The sequence below is a fragment of the Acidipropionibacterium virtanenii genome (assembly GCF_003325455.1).
Classification (GTDB): Bacteria; Actinomycetota; Actinomycetes; order Propionibacteriales; family Propionibacteriaceae; genus Acidipropionibacterium; species Acidipropionibacterium virtanenii.
On sequence record NZ_CP025198.1, the window covers coordinates 1,005,391 to 1,029,867 of the forward strand.

General features: G+C 68.0%; 23 protein-coding genes and 4 tRNA genes. 22 read left to right on the forward strand and 5 right to left on the reverse strand.

Going from position 1 to position 24,477, the window contains the following annotated elements; translation table 11 throughout:
• Positions 1–10 precede the first annotated feature (10 nt).
• From JS278_RS04505 to JS278_RS04520, 4 genes are all read left to right on the forward strand, one after another.
• Positions 11–1,531 (forward strand): NADH-quinone oxidoreductase subunit M, encoded by a 1,521-nt coding sequence (locus JS278_RS04505; protein ID WP_114044155.1) that lies wholly within the window; start codon positions 11–13, stop codon positions 1,529–1,531.
• Entirely contained in the window at positions 1,531–3,168 is a 1,638-nt protein-coding gene (gene nuoN / locus JS278_RS04510; RefSeq protein WP_114046114.1) for an NADH-quinone oxidoreductase subunit NuoN, read from the forward strand. Before JS278_RS04505 ends, nuoN begins: the two co-directional genes overlap by 1 nt.
• Positions 3,169–3,394: 226 nt before the next feature.
• Positions 3,395–4,369, forward strand: coding sequence for a polyprenyl synthetase family protein (locus tag JS278_RS04515; protein ID WP_114044156.1), 975 nt, complete (start codon positions 3,395–3,397; stop codon positions 4,367–4,369).
• A 100-nt stretch (positions 4,370–4,469) separates the two neighbouring features.
• Positions 4,470–5,288 carry an HpcH/HpaI aldolase/citrate lyase family protein gene (locus JS278_RS04520; protein ID WP_114046115.1) on the forward strand — a complete coding sequence of 273 codons (819 nt, stop codon included), beginning with the start codon at positions 4,470–4,472 and terminating at the stop codon, positions 5,286–5,288.
• A 647-nt stretch (positions 5,289–5,935) separates the two neighbouring features.
• Here the strand turns inward: JS278_RS04520 and JS278_RS04525 are convergent.
• The 3 genes from JS278_RS04525 to JS278_RS04535 are packed head-to-tail and all read right to left on the reverse strand — an operon-like array spanning position 5,936 to position 11,069.
• Positions 5,936–7,945 (reverse strand): M13 family metallopeptidase, encoded by a 2,010-nt coding sequence (locus tag JS278_RS04525; protein ID WP_114044157.1) that lies wholly within the window; start codon positions 7,943–7,945, stop codon positions 5,936–5,938.
• A 17-nt stretch (positions 7,946–7,962) separates the two neighbouring features.
• A complete protein-coding gene (locus JS278_RS04530) occupies positions 7,963–9,075 on the reverse strand; it encodes a 2-oxoacid:ferredoxin oxidoreductase subunit beta (RefSeq protein ID WP_114046116.1) in 1,113 nt (370 codons plus the stop codon).
• A gap of 26 nt (positions 9,076–9,101) precedes the next feature.
• Positions 9,102–11,069, reverse strand: coding sequence for a 2-oxoacid:acceptor oxidoreductase subunit alpha (locus tag JS278_RS04535; protein WP_114044158.1), 1,968 nt, complete (start codon positions 11,067–11,069; stop codon positions 9,102–9,104).
• Positions 11,070–11,348: 279 nt separating this feature from the next.
• Between JS278_RS04535 and JS278_RS04540 the strand changes: the two genes are divergently transcribed.
• From JS278_RS04540 to JS278_RS04560, 5 genes are all read left to right on the forward strand, one after another.
• Positions 11,349–11,798 (forward strand): NADH-quinone oxidoreductase subunit B family protein, encoded by a 450-nt coding sequence (locus JS278_RS04540; protein ID WP_114044159.1) that lies wholly within the window; start codon positions 11,349–11,351, stop codon positions 11,796–11,798.
• Complete coding sequence (locus JS278_RS04545) at positions 11,795–12,298, forward strand: NADH-quinone oxidoreductase subunit C (protein ID WP_114044160.1); 504 nt, start codon at positions 11,795–11,797, stop codon at positions 12,296–12,298. Before JS278_RS04540 ends, JS278_RS04545 begins: the two co-directional genes overlap by 4 nt.
• Positions 12,295–12,624: a 4Fe-4S binding protein gene (locus JS278_RS04550; RefSeq protein ID WP_114044161.1), complete on the forward strand. Its 330-nt coding sequence runs from the start codon at positions 12,295–12,297 to the stop codon at positions 12,622–12,624. Before JS278_RS04545 ends, JS278_RS04550 begins: the two co-directional genes overlap by 4 nt.
• Positions 12,625–12,761: 137 nt before the next feature.
• Entirely contained in the window at positions 12,762–14,216 is a 1,455-nt protein-coding gene (mptB, locus tag JS278_RS04555) for a polyprenol phosphomannose-dependent alpha 1,6 mannosyltransferase MptB (protein WP_181833879.1), read from the forward strand.
• On the forward strand, positions 14,213–15,145 hold the full coding sequence (locus tag JS278_RS04560) for an enoyl-CoA hydratase/isomerase family protein (protein ID WP_114044162.1): 933 nt from the start codon (positions 14,213–14,215) through the stop codon (positions 15,143–15,145). The genes mptB and JS278_RS04560 overlap by 4 nt, the downstream gene beginning before the upstream one ends.
• Here JS278_RS04560 and JS278_RS04565 read toward each other — a convergent pair whose 3' ends face one another.
• Both JS278_RS04565 and JS278_RS04570 read right to left on the reverse strand, forming a co-directional pair.
• Entirely contained in the window at positions 15,146–16,033 is an 888-nt protein-coding gene (locus tag JS278_RS04565) for an exodeoxyribonuclease III (protein ID WP_114044163.1), read from the reverse strand.
• Between the two features lie 85 nt (positions 16,034–16,118).
• The gene (locus JS278_RS04570; protein ID WP_114044164.1) at positions 16,119–16,613 is read right to left on the reverse strand and encodes a YajQ family cyclic di-GMP-binding protein; all 495 of its coding nucleotides are present in this window, start codon (positions 16,611–16,613) and stop codon (positions 16,119–16,121) included.
• A gap of 180 nt (positions 16,614–16,793) precedes the next feature.
• On the opposite strand from JS278_RS04570, the gene JS278_RS04575 reads away from it, so the two are divergent.
• From JS278_RS04575 to rplA, 13 genes are all read left to right on the forward strand, one after another.
• Positions 16,794–16,876, forward strand: a tRNA-Tyr gene (locus JS278_RS04575).
• A 183-nt stretch (positions 16,877–17,059) separates the two neighbouring features.
• Positions 17,060–17,132 (forward strand) — tRNA-Thr (locus tag JS278_RS04580).
• A 65-nt stretch (positions 17,133–17,197) separates the two neighbouring features.
• A tRNA-Met gene (locus JS278_RS04585) sits at positions 17,198–17,272 on the forward strand.
• 56 nt (positions 17,273–17,328) lie between these two features.
• On the forward strand, positions 17,329–17,499 hold the full coding sequence (rpmG, locus tag JS278_RS04590; RefSeq protein ID WP_114044165.1) for a 50S ribosomal protein L33: 171 nt from the start codon (positions 17,329–17,331) through the stop codon (positions 17,497–17,499).
• A gap of 120 nt (positions 17,500–17,619) precedes the next feature.
• Positions 17,620–18,069, forward strand: coding sequence for an FAS1-like dehydratase domain-containing protein (locus tag JS278_RS04595; protein ID WP_114044166.1), 450 nt, complete (start codon positions 17,620–17,622; stop codon positions 18,067–18,069).
• On the forward strand, positions 18,066–18,521 hold the full coding sequence (locus JS278_RS04600; RefSeq protein ID WP_114044167.1) for a MaoC/PaaZ C-terminal domain-containing protein: 456 nt from the start codon (positions 18,066–18,068) through the stop codon (positions 18,519–18,521). Before JS278_RS04595 ends, JS278_RS04600 begins: the two co-directional genes overlap by 4 nt.
• A gap of 97 nt (positions 18,522–18,618) precedes the next feature.
• Positions 18,619–19,668 carry a UDP-N-acetylmuramate dehydrogenase gene (locus tag JS278_RS04605; protein WP_245935271.1) on the forward strand — a complete coding sequence of 350 codons (1,050 nt, stop codon included), beginning with the start codon at positions 18,619–18,621 and terminating at the stop codon, positions 19,666–19,668.
• Positions 19,669–19,688: 20 nt separating this feature from the next.
• Positions 19,689–20,954, forward strand: coding sequence for an aspartate aminotransferase type Ic (locus JS278_RS04610; RefSeq protein WP_114046117.1), 1,266 nt, complete (start codon positions 19,689–19,691; stop codon positions 20,952–20,954).
• A 225-nt stretch (positions 20,955–21,179) separates the two neighbouring features.
• A tRNA-Trp gene (locus JS278_RS04615) sits at positions 21,180–21,252 on the forward strand.
• Between the two features lie 100 nt (positions 21,253–21,352).
• A complete protein-coding gene (secE, locus tag JS278_RS04620; protein ID WP_114044169.1) occupies positions 21,353–21,967 on the forward strand; it encodes a preprotein translocase subunit SecE in 615 nt (204 codons plus the stop codon).
• A 60-nt stretch (positions 21,968–22,027) separates the two neighbouring features.
• Positions 22,028–22,981 (forward strand): transcription termination/antitermination protein NusG, encoded by a 954-nt coding sequence (nusG, locus tag JS278_RS04625; protein ID WP_425451469.1) that lies wholly within the window; start codon positions 22,028–22,030, stop codon positions 22,979–22,981.
• A 137-nt stretch (positions 22,982–23,118) separates the two neighbouring features.
• Positions 23,119–23,550, forward strand: coding sequence for a 50S ribosomal protein L11 (gene rplK / locus JS278_RS04630; protein ID WP_114044170.1), 432 nt, complete (start codon positions 23,119–23,121; stop codon positions 23,548–23,550).
• A gap of 102 nt (positions 23,551–23,652) precedes the next feature.
• Entirely contained in the window at positions 23,653–24,351 is a 699-nt protein-coding gene (gene rplA / locus JS278_RS04635; RefSeq protein WP_114044171.1) for a 50S ribosomal protein L1, read from the forward strand.
• Positions 24,352–24,477 lie beyond the last annotated feature (126 nt).

Sequence of the window (24,477 nt, forward strand, 5' to 3'; positions counted from 1 at the left end):
AGGAGATGAGATGAGTTTCCCGATCCTCACCGTCCTGGCACTGCTGCCGGTCCTGGCGGGCGTGGTCGTGCTCCTGATGAAGGGGCGCGCCGCCCGGCTGACCGGAATGGTGGTCTCCCTGGCAATCCTGGTTCTCGGCGTCGTCGCCTTCGTGGCGGCCGCCCGGGGAACCGACCTGGCCGAGACGCACAGCTGGATCCCGGCGGTCGGCGCGTGGTACGCGCTGGGCTCGGACCCGCTGTCGATGACGATGGTGCTGCTGACCGTCGCCCTGGTGCCCGTCGTCCTGGGCGCCGAATGGCATGTCGGAGAGCGCACCGCGGCGACCGGAGGGCTGCCGACATCGGCCTTCTTCGGCCTGGCGCTGATCCTGGAGGGCCTGGCCCTCTACTGCTTCGTCTCGGTCGACGTCCTGCTGTTCTACCTGTTCTTCGAGGCCACCCTCATCCCGATGTACTTCCTCATCTCCGGATGGGGAGGGCCCCGGCGCCGCCAGGCTGCCGTCAAGTTCCTCATCTACTCGCTGGCCGGCGGCCTGGTGATGCTCTTCGCGGTGATCGGGGTGGGCGTCCACTCCGGATCCTCGGGGAAGACCTCCTTCCTGCTCAGCGACCTGGCGAAGGTGAGCTTCGACGGCTCGATCGGGCGCTACCTGTTCATCGGCTTCTTCGTGGCCTTCGCGATCAAGGCGCCGATGGTGCCGGTACACACCTGGCTGCCCGACACCGCCGAACAGGCCACCCCCGGGGCATCCACCCTGCTGGTCGGCATCCTCGACAAGATCGGCACCTTCGGAATGCTGAGGCTGTGCCTGGGCCTGTTCCCGCAGGCCTCGGCCTGGGCGACGCCGGTGGTCCTGGTGCTGGCCGTCGTCTCGATCCTGTGGGGGGCCGCGATGGCCGCCACCTCGAAGGACCTCATGAGGCTGGTCTCCTACACCTCGGTGAGCCACTTCGGCTTCATGGTGCTGGGCATCTTCGCGGTGACCACCTCCTCGATCACCGGGTCGATCTTCTACATGTTCAACCACGGATTCTCCACGGCGGCCCTGTTCCTGGTCCTCGGGTTCCTGGTGCACCGCCGCGGGTCCGCCGACGTCAACGCCTTCGGCGGGGCGCAGAAGACCGCACCGGTGCTGGCCGGACTCTTCCTGGTAGCCGGACTGGCTACCCTCGGACTGCCCGGAATGTCCAGTTTCGTCAGTGAATTCCTCTCCCTGGCCGGAGCCTGGGGACGCCACCCGGTATACGTCGCGGTGGCCACCATCGGCATGGTGCTGGCCGCGGTCTACGTACTGCGCGCCTACAAGCGCACCATGACCGGGCCGGTCACCGATGATGTCGCCGCACACGTGGACAAGGACGCGAGCGGCCGGGAGAAGCTCGTGCTGGCACCGCTGGTCATCGTGCTGCTGGTCCTCGGGTTCTTCCCGAAGCCGATCCTCAGCGTCATCGAACCGGCTGCCCGGGCCACCATGTCACAGGTCGGAGCGACCGATCCCGCCCCGGTCGCCAAGGAGGGTGTCAAGTGATCTCCACTGTGTTACTCGCGTCCGCGCAGGGGTTGTCCGCGGCGGGCTCGCTCCCGGCATCTCCGATGGAGGTGAGCGCGCCGACCATCGAGTACGGCCTGCTGGCACCGCTGTTCATCATCATGGCGGCGGCGTGCGTGTCGGTGCTCGTGGAGGCCCTCGCGCCGCGCGATGCGCGTCGCGGGGCCCAGTTGGCCATCACCGCGATCGGCCTGCTGGCTGCCCTCGGCTCCACCCTGAGCTCCTGGAGCGGGGCCCGCTTCCAATTGGTCGCCGAACAGGCGATCGCCCTGGACGCCCCGAGCTATGCGACCTGGACGCTGCTCATCGTCTTCTCCCTGGCGGTCGTGGCGCTGTTCGCCGAGCGCTCCGGAAGCACCGAGACGGCCTTCGTGGCCAGCGCCTCCACCGTTCCCGGGTCGCAGCCGGAGCGAGAGGCCGTCGCCGCCCATCTTCAGCACACCGAGGTGTACCCGCTGATGATGTTCTCGCTGCTGGGGATGATGATCTTCGCCTCCTCGAACGAGCTCATCGTGATGTTCGTGGCTCTGGAGATCTTCTCCCTGCCGCTCTATCTGCTGTGCGCGATGGCCAGGCGGCGCCGGCTGCTCTCCCAGGAGGCGGCGCTGAAGTACTTCCTGCTGGGCGCCCTCTCCTCGGCCATCTTCCTCTACGGCATCGCGCTGCTCTACGGCGTCTCCGGCTCCTTCAGCCTGGCTGCTGTCGACGCCGCCGTCGCCGGCCAGGCGGGATCCTCCAGGATCGTGCTGGCCGGCATGGTGATGGTCTCGGTCGGACTGCTGTTCAAAGTGGGTGCCGTGCCGTTCCACAACTGGGTCCCCGACGTCTACATGGGAGCCCCCACCCCGGTGACCGCGTTCATGTCGGTGGCCACCAAGATCGCCGGCGTCGTCGGGCTGACGCGAGTCCTCTACGTGGGTCTGGGAGGCCTGCGCTGGGACTGGCAGGTCCTGCTTGCGGTCGTCGCCGTGGCCACCATCGTCATCGGCTCGGTGGTCGGCCTCGTCGAGACCGAGATGAAGCGGCTGCTGGCCTATTCCTCCATCTCCCACGCCGGATTCATCCTGGTGGCGGTCGCCGGGGCCTTCACCGCTCAGACCGGAATGGCGCAGGGCAGCTTCGGCTCCTGGTCGTCCGTGATGGTCTACCTCACCGGCTACGGTCTGGCCACCATCGGCATGTTCGTCATCATCGCGATGATCCGCCGTGCCGGAGGCGAGTCGACCGAACTGGCCTCCTGGGCCGGCCTGGGCCGCAGCCATCCCTGGCTCGGCGCCCTGGTGACCCTGTTCATGCTGAGCTTCGCCGGGATCCCGCTCACCGCCGGATTCATCGGGAAGCTCATGGTCTTCACCGCAGGCTGGCGCGGGGGCCTCGCCTGGCTCTCGCTCATCGGCATCCTGTTCAGCCTGGTCGCCGCGTACTACTACCTGCGCGTGATCTGGGTGATGTTCTTCCGCACCCCCGGCCGCGCCGCCGAGGAGGTGGAGGTCGCCCCGCTCAGCACCGGCGGGTGGATCGTGCTGATCGTGTGCGCCCTGGGCACGCTGGGGCTGGGTATCGTCCCGCAGCCCCTGATCGAGATGTTCGACAACGCCAGTACATTCCTCCGATAGAGGAGGGGGCAACCCCTCCACGCTCGCCAGGGCTCGCTTCCTCCCCGAACGGGTCGAGTTGGTGCTGGCCGGGGTAGGCGTCGCCGGTCGGCCGCTGCGGCTCGGGTGGGCGCAGGCGGACCCCAATGATTAGGCTGGGGCCTGTACGTCCACCCTCCGTCGCCGCCTGGCGCCGGTCGTGGCGACAATGAGCACCGGGACCGTCCCCGGCTGGAACAGGAGCATCGTGTCGCAACCCGTCAGCAGCGAGTTCACCGAGCTGGTGAGCGCCAAGCTCGAGCTGGTCGAGCAGGAACTCTCCCGTCAGGCCGGTGCCGACACGCCCTTCATCGACCAGGCCGCCACTCACATCATCGCCGCCGGCGGCAAGCGGTTCCGCCCGCTGCTCGTCGTGCTGTGCTCGCGATTCGGCGGTGAGGTCCGTGACGAGGATCTCGTTCGTGCCGCGGTGGTGATGGAACTCACCCACGTCGCCAGCCTCTACCACGACGACGTGATGGACGAGGCCGACCTGCGACGGGGAGCGGAGTCCGCCAACCACCGGTACGGGAACTCGGTGGCCATCATGGTCGGCGACTACCTCTTCGCCCGAGCCTCCGAGACGGTCGCCGAACTGGGCACCGACTACGTCCGACTCCAGGCCCGCACCTTCGCCCGCCTCGTACAGGGACAGATCGCCGAGACCAGGGGGCCGGCGGAGGGGGACGACCCGCTCAAGCACTACCTCAGCGTCGTCGCCGACAAGACCGGATCCCTCATCGCGGCCGCCGCTGTCTTCGGCGGCATGGTCTCGGGCGCCGCCCCCGAGACTCTCGAGGCCCTGGGGCGTTTCGGTGAGGAGATCGGCGAGGTCTTCCAGCTCTCCGACGACCTCATCGACATCACCTCCACCCGCACCGGCAAGACCCCCGGCACCGACCTGCGGGAAGGGGTGGCCACACTTCCCGTGCTGCTCCTCAGCAGGTCGACCGACCCCGGCGACGAGGAACTCAAGGACCTGCTCGCCGCAGACCTGACCGGCGATGAGGCACTCGAGCGAGCCCTGGAAGGACTGCGCAACAGTCATGTCGTCGACGAGGCCCGCGCCGACATCCAGCGTCGCGCCGACCTGGCCCGTGAGCAACTGCTGAGACTTCCGGACAGCGAGCCGCGTCAGGCCCTGTCAGCGCTGTGCGACGAGGTGGTCTCCCGCTCCTCCTGAGCGGTCCCGGGCCGGACCCCCTGTCTCCGCCCGGTGGCCGTGATCCTGGCAGGATGGGGTCATGGATCAAGCGCTGCGTCCCCGTCGTTCCCCCCTGTTCATGCCCGGAGCCAACGCCCGGGCGCTGGAGAAGGCCAAGAGCCTGCCCTGCGACGCCATCATCATCGATCTGGAGGACGCCGTCGCCCCCGACGCGAAGGAGGAGGCGCGACGCCGTGCCGCCGAGACGGTGGCGTCGCACCCCTACGGCGACCGTGAGGTGATCATCCGCGTCAACGGCATGGACACCCCCTGGTATCACGATGACCTGGCCGCAGCGGTCGCCGCCGGCCCCGATGCCGTCGCCGTGCCCAAGGTCGGGTCAGCCGACCAGGTCCGCACCATCGCCGCCGATATGGACGGTGCCGGTGCGCCGTCCGGCATGGGGTTGTGGGCGATGATCGAGACCCCGCGGGCGGTCCTGGAGTGCCTGGCCATCGCCGAGGCCTCGCCGCGGCTGGCAGTGCTCGTGATGGGCACCAACGACCTCACCAAGGAGCTCCAGGCCCAGCACGTGCCGGGACGCGCCCCCGTCACCACCGCCCTGCAGATGTGCGTCCTGGCCGCCCGCGCGGCCGGCAGAGTGATCCTCGACGGGGTCTACAACGACGTCCGCGATGCCGAGGGTTTTCGCGCACAGGCCGAGGAGGCGTACCTCATGGGATTCGACGGCAAGACCCTCATCCACCCCTCCCAGGTGGGGCCTGCCAACGAGATATTCGCACCCTCGCAGGCCGAGATCGCCGATGCCCGGGGGGTTCTCGAGGCCTGGGAGGCCGGAGACGGCTCCGGGGTCGTCACCTACAACGGCCGGATGATCGAGAACCTTCATGTTGATACCGCACGGAGGATCCTGGCGCTTGCCGAGGCGATCTCCTGATTGAGATCCCCGGGCGGGTGGCTCGGGGCCCCGACATATGTGGCGCCGACTTCCTCCTGGAAGTGGTGCAATTCGAGGGAATGGGCGCAGACCGGACCAGAAGCACGGAATTCATTCCGGTCGCCGTGTCTCGGGAATTCTGTCGATGGCAAGGCGGCGCGGCGCCATAGGGTGTCATCACTACTGGATCGGCCTGCCGGGAAGGTACGACGGGGCCTTCCCACGAATTGACCAGTTCTCCAGAGCCTCCTGCAACGCCTATGGCTGACACTACCGGCCGCGGCTGTCGTCAGGCGTCCAGCGTCTGATGGGCGGGCCTGTGACCACCGGCCACCACGGATCGAGAGGTATCGGGCGTCCACGGGCGGGTCTGTTCCCAGCCTGTTCCTCGCGCTGCACGATGAGCGCATCCAAGACGCTGCGTATTCGCCCGGTGCCGTGGATCATGGATTCGCACACGGATCGCCTCCTTGGGGCGCAGCGGCTCTCAACCCGAGGCAGGCCCCGGTACCCGCCACGAGCCCCCGCAGGTTGTCAGGGGACAAGCCACAGGCCAGAGCCTGCCGCCTCGAGACGACCTGGCACTGGGCGTCGGCGATCGCGACCAGACTCTCGGGGACTCGTGTCGGTGCGGACATGCCCGTGTACTACCAGATCGTGACCCGCTGTGCCGGATCGAGCCACAGACCGTCCCCGGGCTGCACGTCGAAGGCCTCGTAGAAGGCGTCGACGTTGCGCACGATCTGGTTGCAGCGCAGTTCGTCGGGGGAGTGCGGGTCGGTGGCGATCCGCGAGCGCAGCGCCTCGTCACGGTACTTGCCCTGCCAGATCGTCGCATAGGACAGGAAGAAGCGCTGCTGCCAGGTGAGTCCGTCCACGGGGGCGGGCGGATTGTCACCGAAGGAGATCCGCAGGGCCAGATAGGCGATGCCCACCCCGCCCAGGTCCCCGATGTTCTCGCCGATGGTCAGCGCGCCGTTGACGTGCGGGCCGTCGGGCCGCAGCTGGTCGGGAATCAGGGCGTCGTACTGGGCGATGAGGGCCTTGGTGCGCTGCTCGAAGGCAGCACGGTCCTCGGCGGTCCACCAGTCCCGCAGGCGTCCGTGACCGTCGCAGGTGGAGCCCTGGTCGTCGAAGCCGTGACCGATCTCGTGACCGATCACCGCTCCGATGCCTCCGTAGTTCACGGCGTCATCGGCCTCCACGTTGAAGAACGGGGGCTGGAGAATCGCTGCGGGGAAGACGATCTCGTTGCGCAGCGGGTGGTAGTAGGCGTTCACGGTCTGGGGGAACATCAGCCATTCGTTCGGGTCCATCGGACCCGAGAGCTTCTCGATGGTGCGGTCCAGCTCGAAGGAGGAGGCCGCCTGCACGGCATCGAGGAGGTTCCCGGCCGGCAGCTGGAGCCCGCCGAAATCACGCCAGGTGTCCGGGTAGCCGATCTTCGGGCGGAAGTTCGCCAGTTTCGTGAGAGCCTCCGCCCGGGTGTTCTCGCCCATCCAGTCCAACCCGGTGATCGAGATCCGGTAGGCCTCCAGGACGTTGCCGACCAGCTCGTCCATCCGCTGCTTGGCGGCCGGCGGGAAGTGCCGGGCCACATAGAACTTGCCGAGAGCCTCTCCCAGGACCGATTCCACGAACCCCACCCCGCGCTTCCAGCGGGCCCGCAGCACCGGCGTCCCCGACAGCGTGCGCCCGTAGAAGTCGAAATTCTGCTCCACCAGATCCGAGGACAGGAATGGCGAATAGGCCCGGATCACCCGCCAGGCGGCCCACGCCTTCCAGTCGCTCAGCCGCTCCTCGGTGACCAGCGGCTCCACCTCGTCGAAGAAGCTCGGCTGGTTGACGACCACCGTCCTCAGCACTCCCTCGGGAATGGCCGCCGCCTCGCGCCAGGCCTCCAGGAAGAGCCCCGGATGGGTGGCTGCCAGATCCTCGAAGGAGGTGGGATTGTAGGACGCCTTCATGTCGCGGCAGCGCACCTGGTCCCAGTGGTGGGAGGCGATCTCGGTCTCCAACTCCATGATCCGGGCCGCCGTGGCGTCTGCGTCGCGGTCGTCGGTGCTGTCGGGGCCGGCCACCCCGACCAGCCGCAGCGACCGGCTGATGTGGGCCGTGTAGGCCGCCCGGATCTCCGCCTTGTCGTCATCGCGGTAGTAGGCCTCATCGGGCAGCCCGATGCCCGCCTGTCCTGTCCAGGGGACGTAACGGTCCGGGTCGGCGGGGTCGGAGTCCTCCTCCAGATAGAACAGCCCGCCGACGCCGTGGCGCCCGGCCCAGCCGAGGAAAGACATCAGAGCCTCCGGCGAGTCGATCGCGTCCACCCGGTCCAGAACCGGCCGCAACGGCTGTGCCCCGGCCTGCTCGACGGCGTCGGTGTCCATGAAGCGACGGTAGAACCCGGCCAGCAGCTCGGCCTCGTGCTCAGTGGCCTCCGGGGTGTCGGCGAGGAGATCCGCGCCACGACCGGCGGCCAGCTCCTCCAGAATCTCGTGGACGGCGGCCTCGGAGGCGTCCCTCAGCACACGGAAGGCGCCTGTCGAGGCCTGGTCCTCAGGAATCGTGGCCCCGGCAAGCCACGTCCCGTTGACGTGACGGTAGAGGTCGTCGGCAGGTCGCACGGAGGAATCGAGATCATGGAACAGCGCTTGAGTCATGACCCCACTGTATTGATTCAGTTCTCGGTGACCCGGCCGTCCTCGGAGACCTCCCAGTTGTCGACCCCGTTGATGAGATTCTGGAGATCCTCGTCCTGGGCCTCGGTGCCGGTCCGCTCACCCATCGCCCGGGCGACCTGCTCACGGGCCAGATCGTCGTAGGCCGGGCGCGTCACCTCCCGGAAGACGCCGACCGGGGTCTGGGCGATCTCGCCGGAGTCGCACAGGTGTGCCAGCTCGAACGCCAGCGACGGGTCCTCGCGGTGGGCGTCGTGCACGAGCACATGGTCGATACCCGCCTCGGCGACATCCGCCACCCTCAGCGAGCCGCTCACCGGGTCGCGCACCACACCGCGGGCCCTGTCGGCCCCCAGCAGCACCGGCTCACCGTCGGCCAGCTTCACCAGATGGTCGGCGGCGTCAGGGCCCTTGAGATCCTCGAAGGCGCCGTCATTGAAGATCGGGCAGTTCTGGTAGATCTCCACGAAGGAGGTGCCGCGGTGCTTGGCCGCCGCGGTCATCGTCGCGTCCAGGGTCTTGCGGTCGGAGTCGATGACCCGGGCCACGAAGGAGCAGCCCGCCCCCAGCGCCAGCGAGACCGGGTTGAACGGGTAGTCCAGGGACCCCATCGGGGAGGACTTCGTCACCTTGCCCTGCTCGGAGGTGGGGGAGTACTGACCCTTCGTGAGCCCGTAGATCTCGTTGTTGAACAACAGGATCGTCAGGTTCACGTTGCGACGCATCGCGTGAATGAGGTGGTTGCCACCGATGGACAGGGCATCACCGTCACCGGTCACCACGAAGACCGCCAGATCGGGCCGCGAGATCGCCAGGCCGGTGGCGATGGCCGGGGCCCGGCCATGGATCGAGTGCATCCCGTAGGCATCCATGTAGTACGGGAACCGCGACGAGCACCCGATACCGGAGATGACGACGGCGTCCTCCTTGGCGATCCCCAGCTCGGGGAGCACGCCCTGGAAGGTGGACAGGATCGAGTAGTCACCGCAGCCGGGGCACCAGCGCACATCCTGGTCGGACGCGAAGTCGCGGCGCTTCAGCGGGCTGAGGGCCAGGGGGACGCCGGCCAGCCCGCCCTCGGCGGGCAGGGAGTGGCCGTTGCGGGGCCGCATCGGCGACGGCTGGATCTGATCTGTGGTCATCGTGCCTCCTTCTTCGAGGCGGTTGAGGAGGTGAAGTCGGAGCAGTGCCCGCACAGCGCGTCGCACAGGTCCACCGGGGAGATCGGCAGTCCGCGCACCCGCGAGATGGTCCTGATGTCGACCAGGTACTTGGCGCGCAGCAGCATGGCGAGCTGCCCGGTGTTCATTTCGGGCACCACCACCCGCCGGTAGCGTCGCAACACCTCGCCGAGATTGTCGGGGAAGGGGTTGATGTGACGCAGGTGGGCCTGGGCGATCCTCTCGCCCTTGTCGCGTACGCGGCGCACCCCGGCGGTGATCGGCCCGAAGGTGGAGCCCCAACCGAGCACCAGCACATCGGCGTCACCGGTCGGATCATCGACCTCGACGTCGCCGATGTCGCGGGAGATACCCGCGATCCGAGCCGCGCGGGTCCGCACCATCTCCTCGTGGTTGTTCGGGTTGTACGAGATGCTGCCGATATTGGCGGCCTTCTCCAGCCCGCCGATCCGGTGTTCCAGGCCCTTGGTGCCGGGCAGCGCCCACGGCCTCGCGAGGGTCTCGGGATCCCGCTTGTACGGCAGGAACCGGTCGGAGCCGTCGGCCGCCTTCGCGTTGGGTCCGGTGGCGAACCCGGGATCCACCCGTTCGATGTCGGCCAGCGCGGGGATCCTCCACGGCTCGGCGCCGTTCCCCAGGTAGCCGTCGGAGAGCATCACCACCGGGGTGCGGTACTTGATGGCGATCCGGCAGGCCTCCACCGCGGTGTCGAAGCAGTCCAAGGGGGACTTCGCGGCGATCACCGGGACCGGCGACTCGCCGTTGCGCCCGAACATCGCCTGCAGCAGATCGGCCTGCTCGGGTTTGGTCGGCATGCCGGTGGACGGCCCGGAGCGCTGCACATCGACGATGACCAGCGGAAGCTCGGTCATCACAGCCAGGCCGATCGTCTCCGCCTTGAGCGACATCCCGGGGCCGGACGTCGTGGTGACGCCCAGGGAACCGCCGAAGGACGCGCCCAGGGCCGCGCCGATGCCGCCGATCTCGTCCTCGGCCTGAAAGGTGAGGACGTTGAGATCCTTGTGCTTGGACAGCTCGTGCAGGATGTCGGAGGCGGGGGTGATCGGGTAGGACCCGAGGAAGAGTTGCAGCCCCGCACGATTGGCTCCGGTGATGAGACCCAGTGCGGTGGCCTGATTGCCGGTGATCTGACGGTAGAGGCCGGCCGGCGTCGGGGCCGGGGCCACCTCGTAGCGCACCGTGAACAGCTCGCAGGTCTCGCCATAGGCGTGCCCGGCCTTGAGCGCGGCGATATTGGCGTCGCGGATGTCGGGCTTGGCGGCGAACTTGGTCCTGAGGAACCTCTCCGAGGGCTCCAGCGGGCGCCCGTACAGCCAGCTGAGCAGGCCCAGGGCGAACATGTTCTTCGACCGCTCGGAGTTCTTGCGGCCGAGATCGAAGCCCTCCACGGCGCCGACCGCCAGCGCGGTGAGATCCAGCTCGACGACCTGGTAGGACTCAAGGGTGCCGTCGGTGCGCGGATCCTCGGCGAAGTTGGCCTTCTTGAGGTTGCGCTTGGTGAACTCCGCGCTGTCCAGGACGATGAGCGCCCCTCGTCGCACCTCGCCGAGGTTGGCGGCCAGTGCGGCGGGGTTCATCGCCACCAGCACGTCCGGCTGGTCGCCGGGGGTGGCGATGTCGTAGTTGGCGAAATGGACCTGGAAGCTCGAGACGCCGGGGATCGTGCCCTGTGGGGCGCGGATCTCCGCCGGGAAGCTCGGCAGGGTTGAGATGTCATTGCCGTGCACCGCCGACTCGGCGGTGAACCTGTCACCGGTCAGCTGCATGCCGTCACCGGAGTCACCCGCGAACCGGATGACGACCCGGTCCAGGGTCTGGACGGCGAGTGGCGGCGTCTGCGTGCTGACCGGCGAATCTGTTGTCGACGGCTCTGTGACTGAGGGCACTGAGACCTCTTTCCTCATGTGTGGCCGTATGGAGGACCTCTGGTGAGTCCACGAAGGGCTTGTGGTGGCGGGATCGACGCGGTCTGATCCGGCCTCCGGACTGACGCGCACATACCCTCACCGACCAAATACCGAGGCTACCATCGGCGATTTTCCAGACCAGGATGGAGCCCACATCTCAGGACCCTGGTCCACATCGCGGAATAGCGTGGGGTCCAGATCTCAGGATCCGGGCCGAGGGCCCAGCGGCCCGGTCTCCGCGGAATGCGACGACATGGGCGCGGATAGGGTGAGACAGTGCATTATCTCGACTGGTTCGCGGATTCCACGATGGTCGTCACCGACCTCGCGCTGGCGTGCTGCGGCGTCGAGAGTGGCCTGGCCGTCCCGCTGAAGGCGAAATCGGTCGTCGAGCCTCCGGCCGGGGCCCGCCGTGTCGTGGTGGTCTCGGGAACCATCTCGTCGGCTCTGGCCCCCGCCGTGGTCGATGCGATCGGGAGGATTGCCGAGGACTGTGCTCGCTGCGCCGCCCAGCGGCCCGTCGTCCTCGCATTCGGCGCCTGTGCCTGCGGTGGGGGCCCCTACTGGGACTCACTGCCCGTGCTGAACGGCATGGACGCGCTGCCGACCACCGGCGCCGCCCCCATCCCGGTGGACCGCTGGATTCCGGGCTGCCCTCCACCGGCCCGGGAACTGGCGCGTGTCATCGACGAGATCCACCGGCAGACCGTGGCGGGAGCCGCATGAGTGCCGCCGGCCTCGAGCCGGACGAGGTCGCCGACGTGACACCGCAGCAGTGGCGCGACGCCGTGACCGCGGCCATCGCCTCCGGATGTCGCTGGTTGAGCCTGATCACCGCCTGGGACGCGTCCTGCGAATCGGCGACGCGAGGTGCGGGCCGACGAGGTGCCCGCGGTCGGGCGGATGCACGACCGGAGATGGTCGTGTGCTGCCGGCTCCTCGACCGTGAGGCGGGCCGTGCCATTCGTCTGGAGACCCGGATCCCCTGGGATGAGCGGGACGGCTACCGGTTGCCGTCGGTGCGCGATCTGGTGGCCGGGGCGGCCTGGTACGAGCGCGAGATCGCCGATCAGTTCGGAATCACCGTTGACGGCGCAGACCCGCGTCCTCCGGTCATCCACCCCGGCCGGTCCGCGACGCCGGCCGCCCCGATGAGACGATCAGTCGAACTCCCGGGCCGCGCCGGCGGACCGCCCGGAGGCCGTGAGCGGGGGAGGCGGAGATGAGCCATGGTTCGATCGGCCTCATCGCGCAGCGATGCACCTCCTGCATGATCTGCGCACGGCAGTGCCCGGCATGGTGCATCCATATCGACTCCCACACCGAACGTATCGGCGATCCGGATGACCGGAGACCCCGCAGCGTCAAGGTCCTCGATCGCTTCGAGATCGACTGGGGCGTGTGCATGTACTGCGGTATCTGCATCGCCGACTGCCCCTTCGACGCTCTGGAATGGCGTGCCGGCCACAACCCCGCGGCCGAGGCGCGCCCCGGCCTGCGACAGGCCTGGACGGGCGGCGGGACCACCGACGGTTCCGGCGGGTCGCTATGAGAGGGGCCGTGACACCTGACCGAGGCGTTCCGGCCACTCATCCGGGCCACCTGACGAGGTCGCTGCGGATCAGCGGTCTGGCCTACCTGTCGGCGCTGCGGAGCCCCGTGGTGTGGGAGGGATTCATCGGCGGTTCCATGATCGTCGTCGGGTCACTCACCTCGGCCTACCTTCCGGCGAACTCGCCCTGGTGGTCCCGGCTCGGGACACTCGGCCTCGACGGGCCGGCCTGGCGGGTGGTCGGCACCATCCTGGTACTCGCCGGGGTGGTGCTTCTCATCGACTCCTGGCTGCGGCTGCGCCCGGGACGTCAGTGGGAGAGACCGCGCGGTATCCGGGCCGGGATGCATCCCTGGGCGGTACTCGGCGTGTGGGGGCTGCCCTTCCTTCTCGCTCCGCCCATCTTCAGCCACGACGCCTACTCCTATGCTGCCCAGGGATGGCTCGTCGTCAACGACATCAGCCCCTACGACGGATATCCGGGCCTGCTGCCCGGGGCCTTCGCCGACCAGGTGTCACAGGAGTGGCGCTACACCAAGACCCCTTACGGACCGTTGGCCATCCAGATCCAGCACCTGATGGTCAACCTCGTGGGACAGAATCCGTACTGGTCGGCCGTCGCCATGCGGATCCCGGCGGTGCTCGGCGTCATCCTCATCGGCGTGCTCCTGTCACGGATCGCCCGGCGCACCGGCCACGACCCCTATTTCGCCGCCTGGTTCGGCACTCTCAACCCGATCCTGCTGATCGACTACGTGGGTGGAGCCCACAACGACTCCCTCATGATGGGCCTGATGGTGCTCGGGCTCCTCGTCGCCACTCTCGCCGCCCCCTCCTGGATACCGGCCGCGCTCATCGTCGGAGTCGCGGCGTCGATCAAGCAGCCGGCCTTCATGGCCGCTCTGGCGCTGCCATTCCTGCGTCATCCGATGACGTCGTGGCGGTGGGCCCAGCTGCGCCCGGCGCTGGGCCGGATGATCGCATCCCTGGCCCTGTCGGTCGGATCCTTCTCGCTGGTCTCCTGGCTCACCGGGTTGGGTTTCGGCTGGTATCACGCCGTGGACGTCCCCGGCATGGTCATCACCGTCTCCCCCTCGACCCTCATCGGGCTGGGGGCCCGCCAGATTCTGAACCTCTTCGGCGCCACCGGTGCCGCGGTCGGCGCGATCAAGGTGAGCCAGACCATCGGCCTGCTCTGCGGTCTGGTGGTGGTGGCGGTGATCGCCGTCAAGGAGTTGCCTCGGCGTCCGCTCACCTTCCTGGCCTGGGGTTATCTCATCGTCACTCTCGCGGCCCCGGCGCTGCACTCCTGGTACGTGATGTGGGGTGCGCTCCTGCTGCCGATGGTCGACGACGCCGTCCGCTACGTCCGCAGCGCCACCTGGGCCACCGTGGCCCTGCTGGCCTACGCCGCGGTGAACCTGTCGTGGCGCAACGGAGCAGTCGCCATCGGTGTCGCCGCGGTGGTGGTGCTCGCGGTGCACAATCTGTGGCACGAGCGCAGCACCGGGGAGGGCCGATGGGGCCTCGGCGCGCTGCGCGCAGCCGGAGAGCGGCACAGAGTCAGGAACCGTCGCAGGAGGAATCAATGACAGATGTGGAGATCGGCAGGACCGAGGACCGGCTGAAGATCCGGCTCGACCGCCCCAGGGCGATCAACTCGCTCACCGGTGCGATGCTCCACCGGATCGGGGAGGCGCTGCCCGGCGCTGCCCGGGTGGAGCTGTCGGGAGTGGGGGAGAAGGGCTTCTGCTCGGGAGCCGACATCCGGGAGCTGCGCTCCCTGGCGCTGGCGGACACCGAGGCGGCGATCGCATGGCTGGACGCCGAGTACGACGTCGACCTGGCTGTCGCCCGGCTGGGCAGGGGGGTGGCGCGCCTGCACGGGGTGAGCATGGGCGGCGGCCTCGGCCTGTCCCTGCGTCTGGACCGGGTGGAGACCACTGAGGACCTGGTGCTGGCGATGCCCGAGACCGGCATCGGGCTGTGGCCCGACGTCGGCGCCTGCTGGGAACTCTCCCGGGCTCCCAGGCTGGCCGGACGGCACCTGGCCATGACCGGCATGTCCATCGACGCGGCCTCGGCCCTGTGGGCCGGACTCGTCGACGGCGTCGTCGATGGGTCCGGGAACGCCCTCGATGTCGATCCGCTCGACAGCGAACTGGCCGCGCAGGCCGGATGGATCCAGGACTGCTACCGGTTCAATGATCCGCTGAGCATCCTCCGAGCTCTGGAGTCACGTCCCGAGCCGCAGGCCGCAGCGGCCGCGGACCTCATCTCCACACGATCCCCGTTGTCGGTCGCCGTGGCCCTGGAGGCCGTCCAGCGGGCCGAGCAGGCCTCCGGGCTCGAGGAGGTGCTGGCCACCGACAGGCGGCTCGGGCGGTCCTTCATGCGGGATTCGGACTTCTGCGAGGGGGTCAGGGCCCAGCTCGTCGACAAGGACCATGATCCGCACTGGCGCCACTCCTCGGTGGCCGAGGTCACCCGCTCCGAGGTCGAGGCCATGTTCGACGTCTGATCAGATCTCATAATCCACGACCACGGGGGCGTGATCGGAGATGCGCTGCTCGTAGCTGGCATCCCGGTCGGTGCCCCCGGAGACGGCGGCCCTGGCAAGGGTTGGCGAGGCGAGGTGGTAGTCGATGCGCCATCCGGCGTCATTGGTGAAGGCCTGGCCGCGCCAGCTCCACCACGAGTACGGGCCATCCTGGTCGGGATGCAGGGTGCGCACGACATCGATCAGGGTGCGCGGCGACAGGATCGAGGTGAACCAGCTGCGCTCCTCGGGGAGGAAGCCCTCGTTCTTCTGGTTCGACCGCCAGTTCTTGAGGTCGGCATTCTCGTGGGCGATGTTGAAGTCCCCCATCACCAGGAACTCGCGTCCCCTGGCCGCGGCCTCCCTCCGGGCGGAGGTGAGATGTCGTGCGAAACCTGCCAGGAAGCGCATCTTGCGGGCCTGCTTGGCCTGGGCCTTCCCATCGGAAGGATCGGGGCTGGCGCCCTTGGGCAGGTAGAGGCTGGCGACAGTCAGTGGGGTCTCGGCCAGGTCCACCTCGACATAGCGCCCCTCGTCGGCGAAGGAGCGCAGATCGCGAGCCAGGCCGGAGACCGAGCCGTCGCGCACCTCGGCCTCGGAACCGGGCCCGGAGAGGATGAGCTCGGGCCCCCACGCCCGCACCTGGGCCGGCGCGTGACGCGTCAGCAGGGCGACGCCGTTGCGGCCGGCAAGGTGACCGGGCTGCCAGGCGACGTGGTAGTCGCCGAAGGCCTGCTCGGGCAGGTCCGCCGGGCGGCACCTCACCTCCTGAAGAGCGACGACGTCGCACCCGCGGTCGGCCAGCCAGTCGGAGAAGCCGCGCTTGCCCGCGGCCCTGATGCCATTGAGATTGAAGGTGGCGATGCGCATGCCACCACCTTCCCATGTGGGGGCGACACCGTCTCGACTCCTAGACCTGTTGAAGAGCGTGATACGGACGCCGTAGGGCGGCTGCTCAGCGATAGTTCACGAATTGGACCGCGAAATCGTAGTCGGCCTCCGTGATGAGCCGCTGGACCGCCTGCAGGTCGTCGCGCTTCTTCGAGGAGATGCGCAGCTCGTCTCCCTGGATCTGCGTCTTGACACCCTTGGGGCCGGAATCGCGCACGAGCTTGGAGACCTTCCTGGCGTTCTCGGCGGAGATGCCCTCGCGCACGGCGCAGTCGATGTGCCAGGTCTTGCCGGATACCCGTGGCTCGCCGGTGTCGAGGGCCTTGAGGCTCACCTTGCGGCGCACCAGTTTCGACTGGAGGACGTCCAGGGCGGCCTTCACCTTCTCCTCGGTCGCCGAGACGATCGCGATCGCCTCGTCGCCGGACCATGCCACGGAGGTGTCGGTGCCCTTGAAGTCGAATCGCTGGCGCACCTCGCGGGCCGCCTGGTTGATGGCGTTGTCGACCTCCTGATGGTCGACCTTGCTGACGACGTCGAAGGAACTCTCGGATGCCATGGGCCCTCCTCGGGCGGGGGTGCGTGCACCAGAAGCGTAGTGCCTTGCCAATCCGCTCGGGGAGGTCGGGGAGGCAGGAGCGCAGCGACGCCGAGGGGTCGGCCCCCTGTTGATAGCACGCGATTGGCGTTGCCTGGCTGGGGGCTGCTAAGGTCTTTCCTCGCTGGCAGACGCCAGCGAGGCAGGTTGCCCGAGCGGCCAATGGGAGCGGTCTGTAAAACCGTCGGCTTACGCCTACGTTGGTTCAAATCCAACACCTGCCACGCGTCCCCCGGATCGGATGGATCCGGGGGTTGCACAGCCCTGAGGGGCCCCGCATCGGCAGATGGGGGGAGTCGACGGGTTCCGGGACGGCTCTCGTACGGATGGCGGGAGAAGGGCCGGAAAAACAGGTGACAAGGAAAGTTGCGAAGCAGGCTTCGGCCCGTGTAGCTTTCTACGTCGTTGCCCCTTTAGCTCAGTCGGTAGAGCGTCTCCATGGTAAGGAGAAGGTCAGCAGTTCGAATCTGCTAGGGGGCTCTGAGTGGGAGTCGGCCCCATCGCCCGTGGGTTCCGGTTGCGTCAGCAGCGTCGGCGATCACAATGGCGAGGTAGCTCAGGGGTAGAGCAAGCGGCTCATAATCGCTGTGTCGCGGGTTCGATTCCCGCCCTCGCTACCACAGGGGTAACCGCCCCGCCACTCAGCAGGCTCGAACAGCTCTCGAAAGTAGGAATCATGGCCAAGAAGTCCGGCGATGTCCGACCGAAGATCACCCTTGCCTGCACAGTGTGCAAGGAGCGTACGTACATCACCAAGAAGAACCGCCGTAACAACCCCGATCGTCTCGAGCTGAGCAAGTTCTGCCCGCGCTGCGGCAAGCACACCGCTCACCGCGAGACCCGCTGAGTCCAGGCGTCCGACCTCTGACAGGTCCGGAGACTCCCGTCACGGGAGTCTCCGGACCTGTTGTGCCTCCCGGGCGGCACGGCTGGTTCGGGCTCTCTGTGCTGGATTAGGCTTCGTGACATGCCTCCCACATCTGAGCAGACGCCCGGGTTGAGCGCCGAGCACGTCGGACGCCGGTATCCGGCGACCGAGCCGTACATCGTCTCGGCCGCCAAGATCTCCGAGTTCGCGACCGCACTGGCTGACGATTCCTCCGCGTACCGCGGCCCGGACCCGGTCGCCCCGCCGACCTTCGCCATGGTGATCGCGGCCCAGGCGTGGTCGCAGCTCTTCGATGATGCCGATCTGGGGCTGCGTCTGGACCACACGATCCACGCCGACCAGTCCTTCGAATGGGTGAGGCCGTTGAGGGCCGGGGACGCCGTCACCGCCACCCTGGAGATCACCTCGGTGCGCAACCGTCGTGGCACCGACATCATCGGGCTCGAGGTGAGCCTCGACGCTCCCGACGGCGAGCATCTGGCCACGGCCACCTCGACGCTGTGGCACACCGGGGAGGACGCCGCATGAACGACCGCACTGAACCGCTGGCCGAGGGACAGACCTTCGGTCCGCGCCGCATCGGCGTGGACCGGTCGCGCATCGTCCGGTACGCCGGAGCATCCACCGACTTCAACCCGATCCACTGGTCGGACCGCCATGCGGTCGCGGCCGGCATGGACGGCGTCGTGGCCCACGGCATGTGGACCATGGGCGCCGCGCTGGGGGCGGTCGTCGGGTGGCTCGGGGACCCCGCGGCGATCCGATCCCAGCGGGCCCGCTTCACCCGACCGGTGCTCGTCCCCGACACCGACGAGGGCACATCGGTCGAGGTGTCCGGGACGGTCATCAGGGCCGATGAGGACATGGCGACCATCAGGCTCGACGTCACCCATGACGGCCGGTCCGTGCTGGGCCGGGTGGAGGTCGTCGTCGACAACCGGGCGCCTCGGGCCCGTGGGAAGGAGCAGCCCCATGACTGACGGTATTCAGAGCCCCAGCGTGGTCATCGGCATCGACGGCAGCGATCCGGACTGCGAGACCACTGAGAGCTGCTCGCTGACCCACTTCGACTACGCGATGACCAACCATCCGCGGCTGCCGGTATCGGGTGCCGGGGTGCCCCTGGCCGGGCTGACGACCCTGCGCGTCGGGGGTCCGGCCGCCCGCCTGGTGATCGCCCCCACGACCGACGACCTGGTGGAGACCGTGCGCGACTGCGACCGGCGCGGGGAGCCCTGCCTGGTACTCGGCGGGGGCTCCAATGTGCTGATCGGCGACGACGGCTTCGACGGCACCGTCGTCCGGGTGGCGACCACCGGGATGTCGGCGGAGGTGTCCAACTGCGGCGGGGCGCTGGCGACGATCGCGGCCGGGGAGCCCTGGGACGGATTCGTGCAGCACTGCATCGCCAGCGAGTGGCGCGGTCCCGAGGCCCTGTCGGGAATCCCGGGGCTGGTGGGCTCGACCCCTATCCAGAATGTGGGTGCCTACGGCGTCGAGATCTCCGAGTTCGTGGCCAGGGTGCGCACCTGGGACCGACGCGACGACGAGCAGCACACCTTCATGAGCACCGAGTGCGGATTCTCCTACCGCGACAGCCGCTTCAAGGCCGATCCGGAGCGCTACATCGTGCTCGACGTCACGATGCAGTTCCTGCTCGGCGATCTGTCCCTGCCGATCCGCTACAAGGAGCTGGCCCGCCGGCTGGGCGTCGAGCCGGGGGAGCGGGCGCTGGCCAGCACCGTCCGCGAGACGGTGCTGGGGATCCGGGCCGGCAAGGGCATGGTGCTCGACGAAGCGGATCACGACACGTGGAGTGCCGGATCCTTCTTCACCAACCCGATCATCGAGGCCGACCAGGTGCCGCAGGGCGCCCCGGCCTTCCCGCAGGCGGACGGCCGGGTGAAGACCTCGGCCGCCTGGCTCATCGACCACGCCGGGTTCGGCAGGGGATATGCGCTGGAGGGCCGGCCGGCGAGCCTGTCCACCAAGCACGTGCTGGCCCTCACCAATCGCGGCGGGGCCACCGCGGCAGACATCGCCGCTCTGGCGAGGACGGTCATCGACGGGGTCGACAAGGCGTACGGGATCGTCCTCGTCCCTGAACCGAGGTTCATCGGGATGTGAGCGTGTGGGAGTATGCCCCCATGACGATCGAGCTGTCACAGATGTCCCACGACGAGCTGTCCGCCCTTCTCGACGAGCAGAGATCACTCCATGCCGAACTCGAGGCCCGGGGTCTCACTCTCGACATCACCCGGGGCAAGCCGTCGCCGCGGCAGCTCGATCTCTCGCGTGAACTGCTGTCGATGAGGGTGCCGCGCCATGCGGCAGACGGTCAGGACGTCCGCAACTACGGCGGTGCGAAGGGGCTGCCCGAGATCCGCAGGATCTTCGCGGAGCTGCTGGGGGTCGACGTCGACCACATCCTGGCCGCCGACAACTCCAGTCTGGCGATCATGCACGACCTGCTGAGCTTCGCGATGCTGCACAGGCTGCCCGGTGCCGAGGCGCCCTGGTTCGGCCGGCGGATCAAGTTCATCGCCCCGGTCCCCGGATACGACCGCCACTTCTCGATCTGCGAGCATCTGGGCATCGAGATGATCCCCGTGGAGATGGGCGAGCACGGCCCCGACATGGACGAGGTGGAGAGGCTGGCTTCCGATCCGTCGGTCAAGGGCATGTGGGTGGTGCCGATGTACGCCAACCCCAATGGCGTCGTCTACGACGAGGAGACCGCCAGGCGCCTGGTCTCCATGGATGCGGCCCCCGACTTCCGGATCTGGTGGGACAACGCCTACGCCCTGCACCACCTGACCGACGCCGAGCCGGCCCCGCTGCCGATCCTGCAGATGGCTCAGGAGGCCGGCAACCCCGACCGGATTCTCATGCTGGCGTCCACCTCGAAGATCACCCATGCCGGGGACGGGGTGGCCTTCCTGGCGTCGTCGACGGGGAACCTCGACTGGTATCTCAAGCACTCGGCGGTTCGCAGTATCGGGCCCGACAAGGTGAATCAGCTTCGTCACGCGCTGTACCTCAAGGACGCCGAGGGGGTTCGCGCGCTGATGCGCAAGCATCGCGCGCTGCTGGCCCCGAAGTTCCAGATCGTCGACACGGTGCTCAGGCGTCGGCTCGGTGGCACCGGGATCGCCCGGTGGACCCATCCCGCCGGGGGCTACTTCGTCACCCTGGACGTGATCGACGGGACGGCCAGCCGGGTGGTGCAGCTCGCCAAGGAGGCGGGGATCGCCCTCACCCCGGCGGGATCCTCTCACCCGCTCCACGACGACCCGCATGATCGCACGATCAGGCTGGCTCCGAGCTTCCCGAGCGAGGGGGAGCTCTCGGCGGCGATGGACGGGGTGGCCACCTGCGTCCTGCTCGCGGCCGCCGAGAAACTGCTGAGTTGATCGGAGGAGGGCGACCCCTCCGCGTCGCTGCGCTCCTGCCACCCCGAGCGATCCCTTTCACGTCGTGAAGGTCAGCGTCGCTGGCCACGCGCTGCGGATGAGGTCTGCGACCGCGCCCGGAGACCCGTCGTCCCCTCCTCTGACAGATCGGACGAAGTTGGCAACGTGAGAGGAGTGCCCCTATACTTTCTGTGCTGTCGGCATTCGTACCGCGAGGGCCGACGAAGGGCACTAGCTCAATTGGCAGAGCAGCGGTCTCCAAAACCGCAGGTTGGGGGTTCAAGTCCCTCGTGCCCTGCGATGCAGGATGAGTTCCTGTACGCAGTCGCGGTCGCGACCACCCGATCGGGCTGGCAGACTGGCAGCATCGAATCTGGCAGACGACCCGAAGGACAAGCGTGACAGACGAGCAGCATCCTCGCGGAGCTGATGGGCAGACCCCGTCCTCGGATGATCCGCTTGCCCCCACCGGCGAGGAACTGGTCTCCGGCCGGCTCCCCGACACCGAGGGGTACGAGGTGGTCGACGATGAGGCCGAGGAACTGGCCGAGTCGGAGGGAGAGCCCGATCTCACGCCCGACAAGGGCGATCCCGAGGACATGGTGATCGACGATCCCGAGCAGCTGGGGGAGGCGGAGGACGCCGCCCGTAAGGCGCGGTCCAGCCGCCCTCGTCGCCGGACGGCCGCTGTGAAGGCCGCTGAGGAGGACTCCTCCGAGAGCGAGACCGACGAGGCCGAGAGCCCGCACGTGCCGCGCCGCGAGATCACCAAGGCTCCGACCCGCAGGGCGAAGCTCGGGAAGGACGACGACCAGGATGAGGGCGGTCGCGCCAACCCGGTGAAGTTCACGAAGCAGTCGGTGGCCGAGCTCAAGAAGGTCAAGTGGCCCACTGCTGCCGAGACCGGCCAGTACTTCCTGGTTGTGCTCGTCTTCGTGCTCCTCATCATCGCGGTGGTGGGTGGCCTGGACGCCCTCTTCGCGTGGGGTCTGCTGAAGACTCTCGGCAACTGACGAAGGGTCTGCGCCGAGCGCGAATGGCGCAGACCCCACACAACGACGGAGAATTGACCGGTGACTGACAGCCCAGAATTCAACGACGCGGGACTCGACAAGCCCGAGGATGACGACAAGGATGCGAGCGCGACCGAGCCGCAGATCGACCTCGATGCGTTCTCTGCCGACGAATCGGACTCCTCCCAGGAGGAGACCGACGACATCCAGATCGATCTGGGTGCGCTGGCCGACGACGAGAAGCCGGCCGAGGACGCCCCGCTCAACCTCGATTTCGACGTCGAGGAGTCCGGGCCGGCCGATGAGGACGTCGCCCGCAACCTGGGTATCGGCCAGGCCCTGGACGACGAGGAGGAGGAGCCCGTCGAGGACGAGGCCTCCCAGGAGACCCAGGACGCCGTCGATGCCGCTGTTGAGAGACTGAAGGACGACCTGACATCCAAGTTCGGTCAGTGGTACGTGCTGCACACCTACTCAGGCATGGAGAACAAGGTCAAGCAGAACCTCGACGCCCGGGTGCAGACCCTCAACATGGAGGACTACATCTACGAGACGGTCGTGCCCACCGAGGAGGTCGTGGAGATCCGCAACGGGGCCCGCAAGACGATCACCCGGGTCTACCTGCCCGGCTACGTCCTGGTGCGCATGGACCTCACCGACGAGTCATGGGGAACCGTTCGCCACACTCCCTCGGTCACCGGTTTCGTGGGCCAGTCCACCACGCCGGTCCCGCTGACCTTCGACGAGGTCGTCAAGATGCTGACCCCCTCGGTCATCGCCCAGGTGAACCACGACATGGCCGGCCAGGCCCCCTCCCCGAAGGCCAGGCGCAAGGTCGAGGTGGCCGACTACGAGGTGGGGGAGTCGGTTCAGATCACCGACGGCGCCTTCGCCGGGGTGCCTGCCACCATCACCGAGATCAACGTCAACAACCAGCGCGTCAAGGCGTCGGTCGAGATCCTCGGCCGATCCACCCCGGTGGACCTGGAGTTCAACCAGATCGAGAAGATCTGAATCCCCGATTCGCGAGCGCCGGCCGAGTCACGTAAACTCGGTCGGCGCGTGCGTGTGCAGCCGGTCGTCACGGCTGGACCACGTGCAGTCTCCTGGCCAGACGGGCCGGGAGGAAGTTCAACCGAAGGACCCATCACATGCCTCCGAAGAAGAAAGTAGCGGCGCTCGTCAAGGTCGCCCTGCAGGCCGGTCAGGCCACTCCGGCCCCTCCGGTCGGTACCGCCCTCGGTCCTCATGGTGTCAACATCATGGAGTTCTGCAAGGCCTACAACGCCCAGACCGAGTCGCAGCGCGGCAACGTCGTCCCCGCAGAGATCACCATCTACGAGGATCGCAGCTTCACCTTCGTCCTGAAGACCCCGCCGGCCGCCGAACTCATCAAGAAGGCCGCCGGTATCTCCAAGGGCACCGAGAACCCGCTGACCCACAAGGTCGGCAAGATCTCCAAGGACCAGGTGCGCGAGATCGCCCAGACCAAGATGCCCGACCTCAATGCCAATGGCATCGAGGCGGCCATGAAGATCGTCGAGGGCAGCGCCCGTTCGATGGGCGTCACCGTAGAGGGCTGATCCCCTCACGAGCGCGACGTCCGGCAGGACGACGTCGCGACCTGATCAATTCCGTGGGAGGGCTTGCGCAGCCCTGACCACACCTGGTGAAAGGAACCAGATATGAAGCGCAGCAAGGGATACCGCGCAGCGGCCGCGAAGCGTGACGCCGACGAGCTCTACGGCCCCGAGGCCGGAATGGCCGTCGTCGAGGACGTGGCCTCCGCGAAGTTCGACGAGAGCGTCGACGTCGTGATCCGTCTCGGCGTCGATCCGAAGAAGGCCGACCAGATGGTGCGCGGCACCGTCAATCTCCCTCACGGCACTGGCAAGACGGCACGGGTCCTCGTCTTCGCCACCGGTGAGAAGGCCGAGGCGGCCCGCGAGGCGGGCGCCGATGAGGTCGGTGACGACGATCTCATCGCCAAGGTCCAGGGCGGGTACCTGGACTTCGACTCGGTGGTCGCCACCCCCGACATGATGGGCAAGGTCGGCCGCCTGGGCCGGGTGCTCGGCCCTCGTGGCCTGATGCCGAACCCCAAGACCGGCACCGTGACCATGGATGTCGCCAAGGCCGTCGCAGACATCAAGGGCGGCAAGATCGAGTTCCGCACCGATCGCTACGCCAATCTCCACCTGCTGATCGGCAAGGTGTCCTTCGGGCCCACCAAGCTGGTGGACAACTACTACGCCGCCCTGGACGAGGTGCTGCGGCTCAAGCCGTCCTCCTCCAAGGGCCGCTACCTGAGGAAGATCACCGTCTCCTCGACCATGGGCCCCGGCGTCCAGCTGGATCCTGCGGCCGCCCGCGTGACCGAGTGATCTCGTCCCGCTGATCACCGACGAGCCCCCGCTCCTGTGGCGGGGGCTCGTCGCATGTCAGGCTCCCGGATATCCCGCGACGCAGTGGTGACGGACGCCGAGCCACCGCTCGAAGTTGCAAGGGGC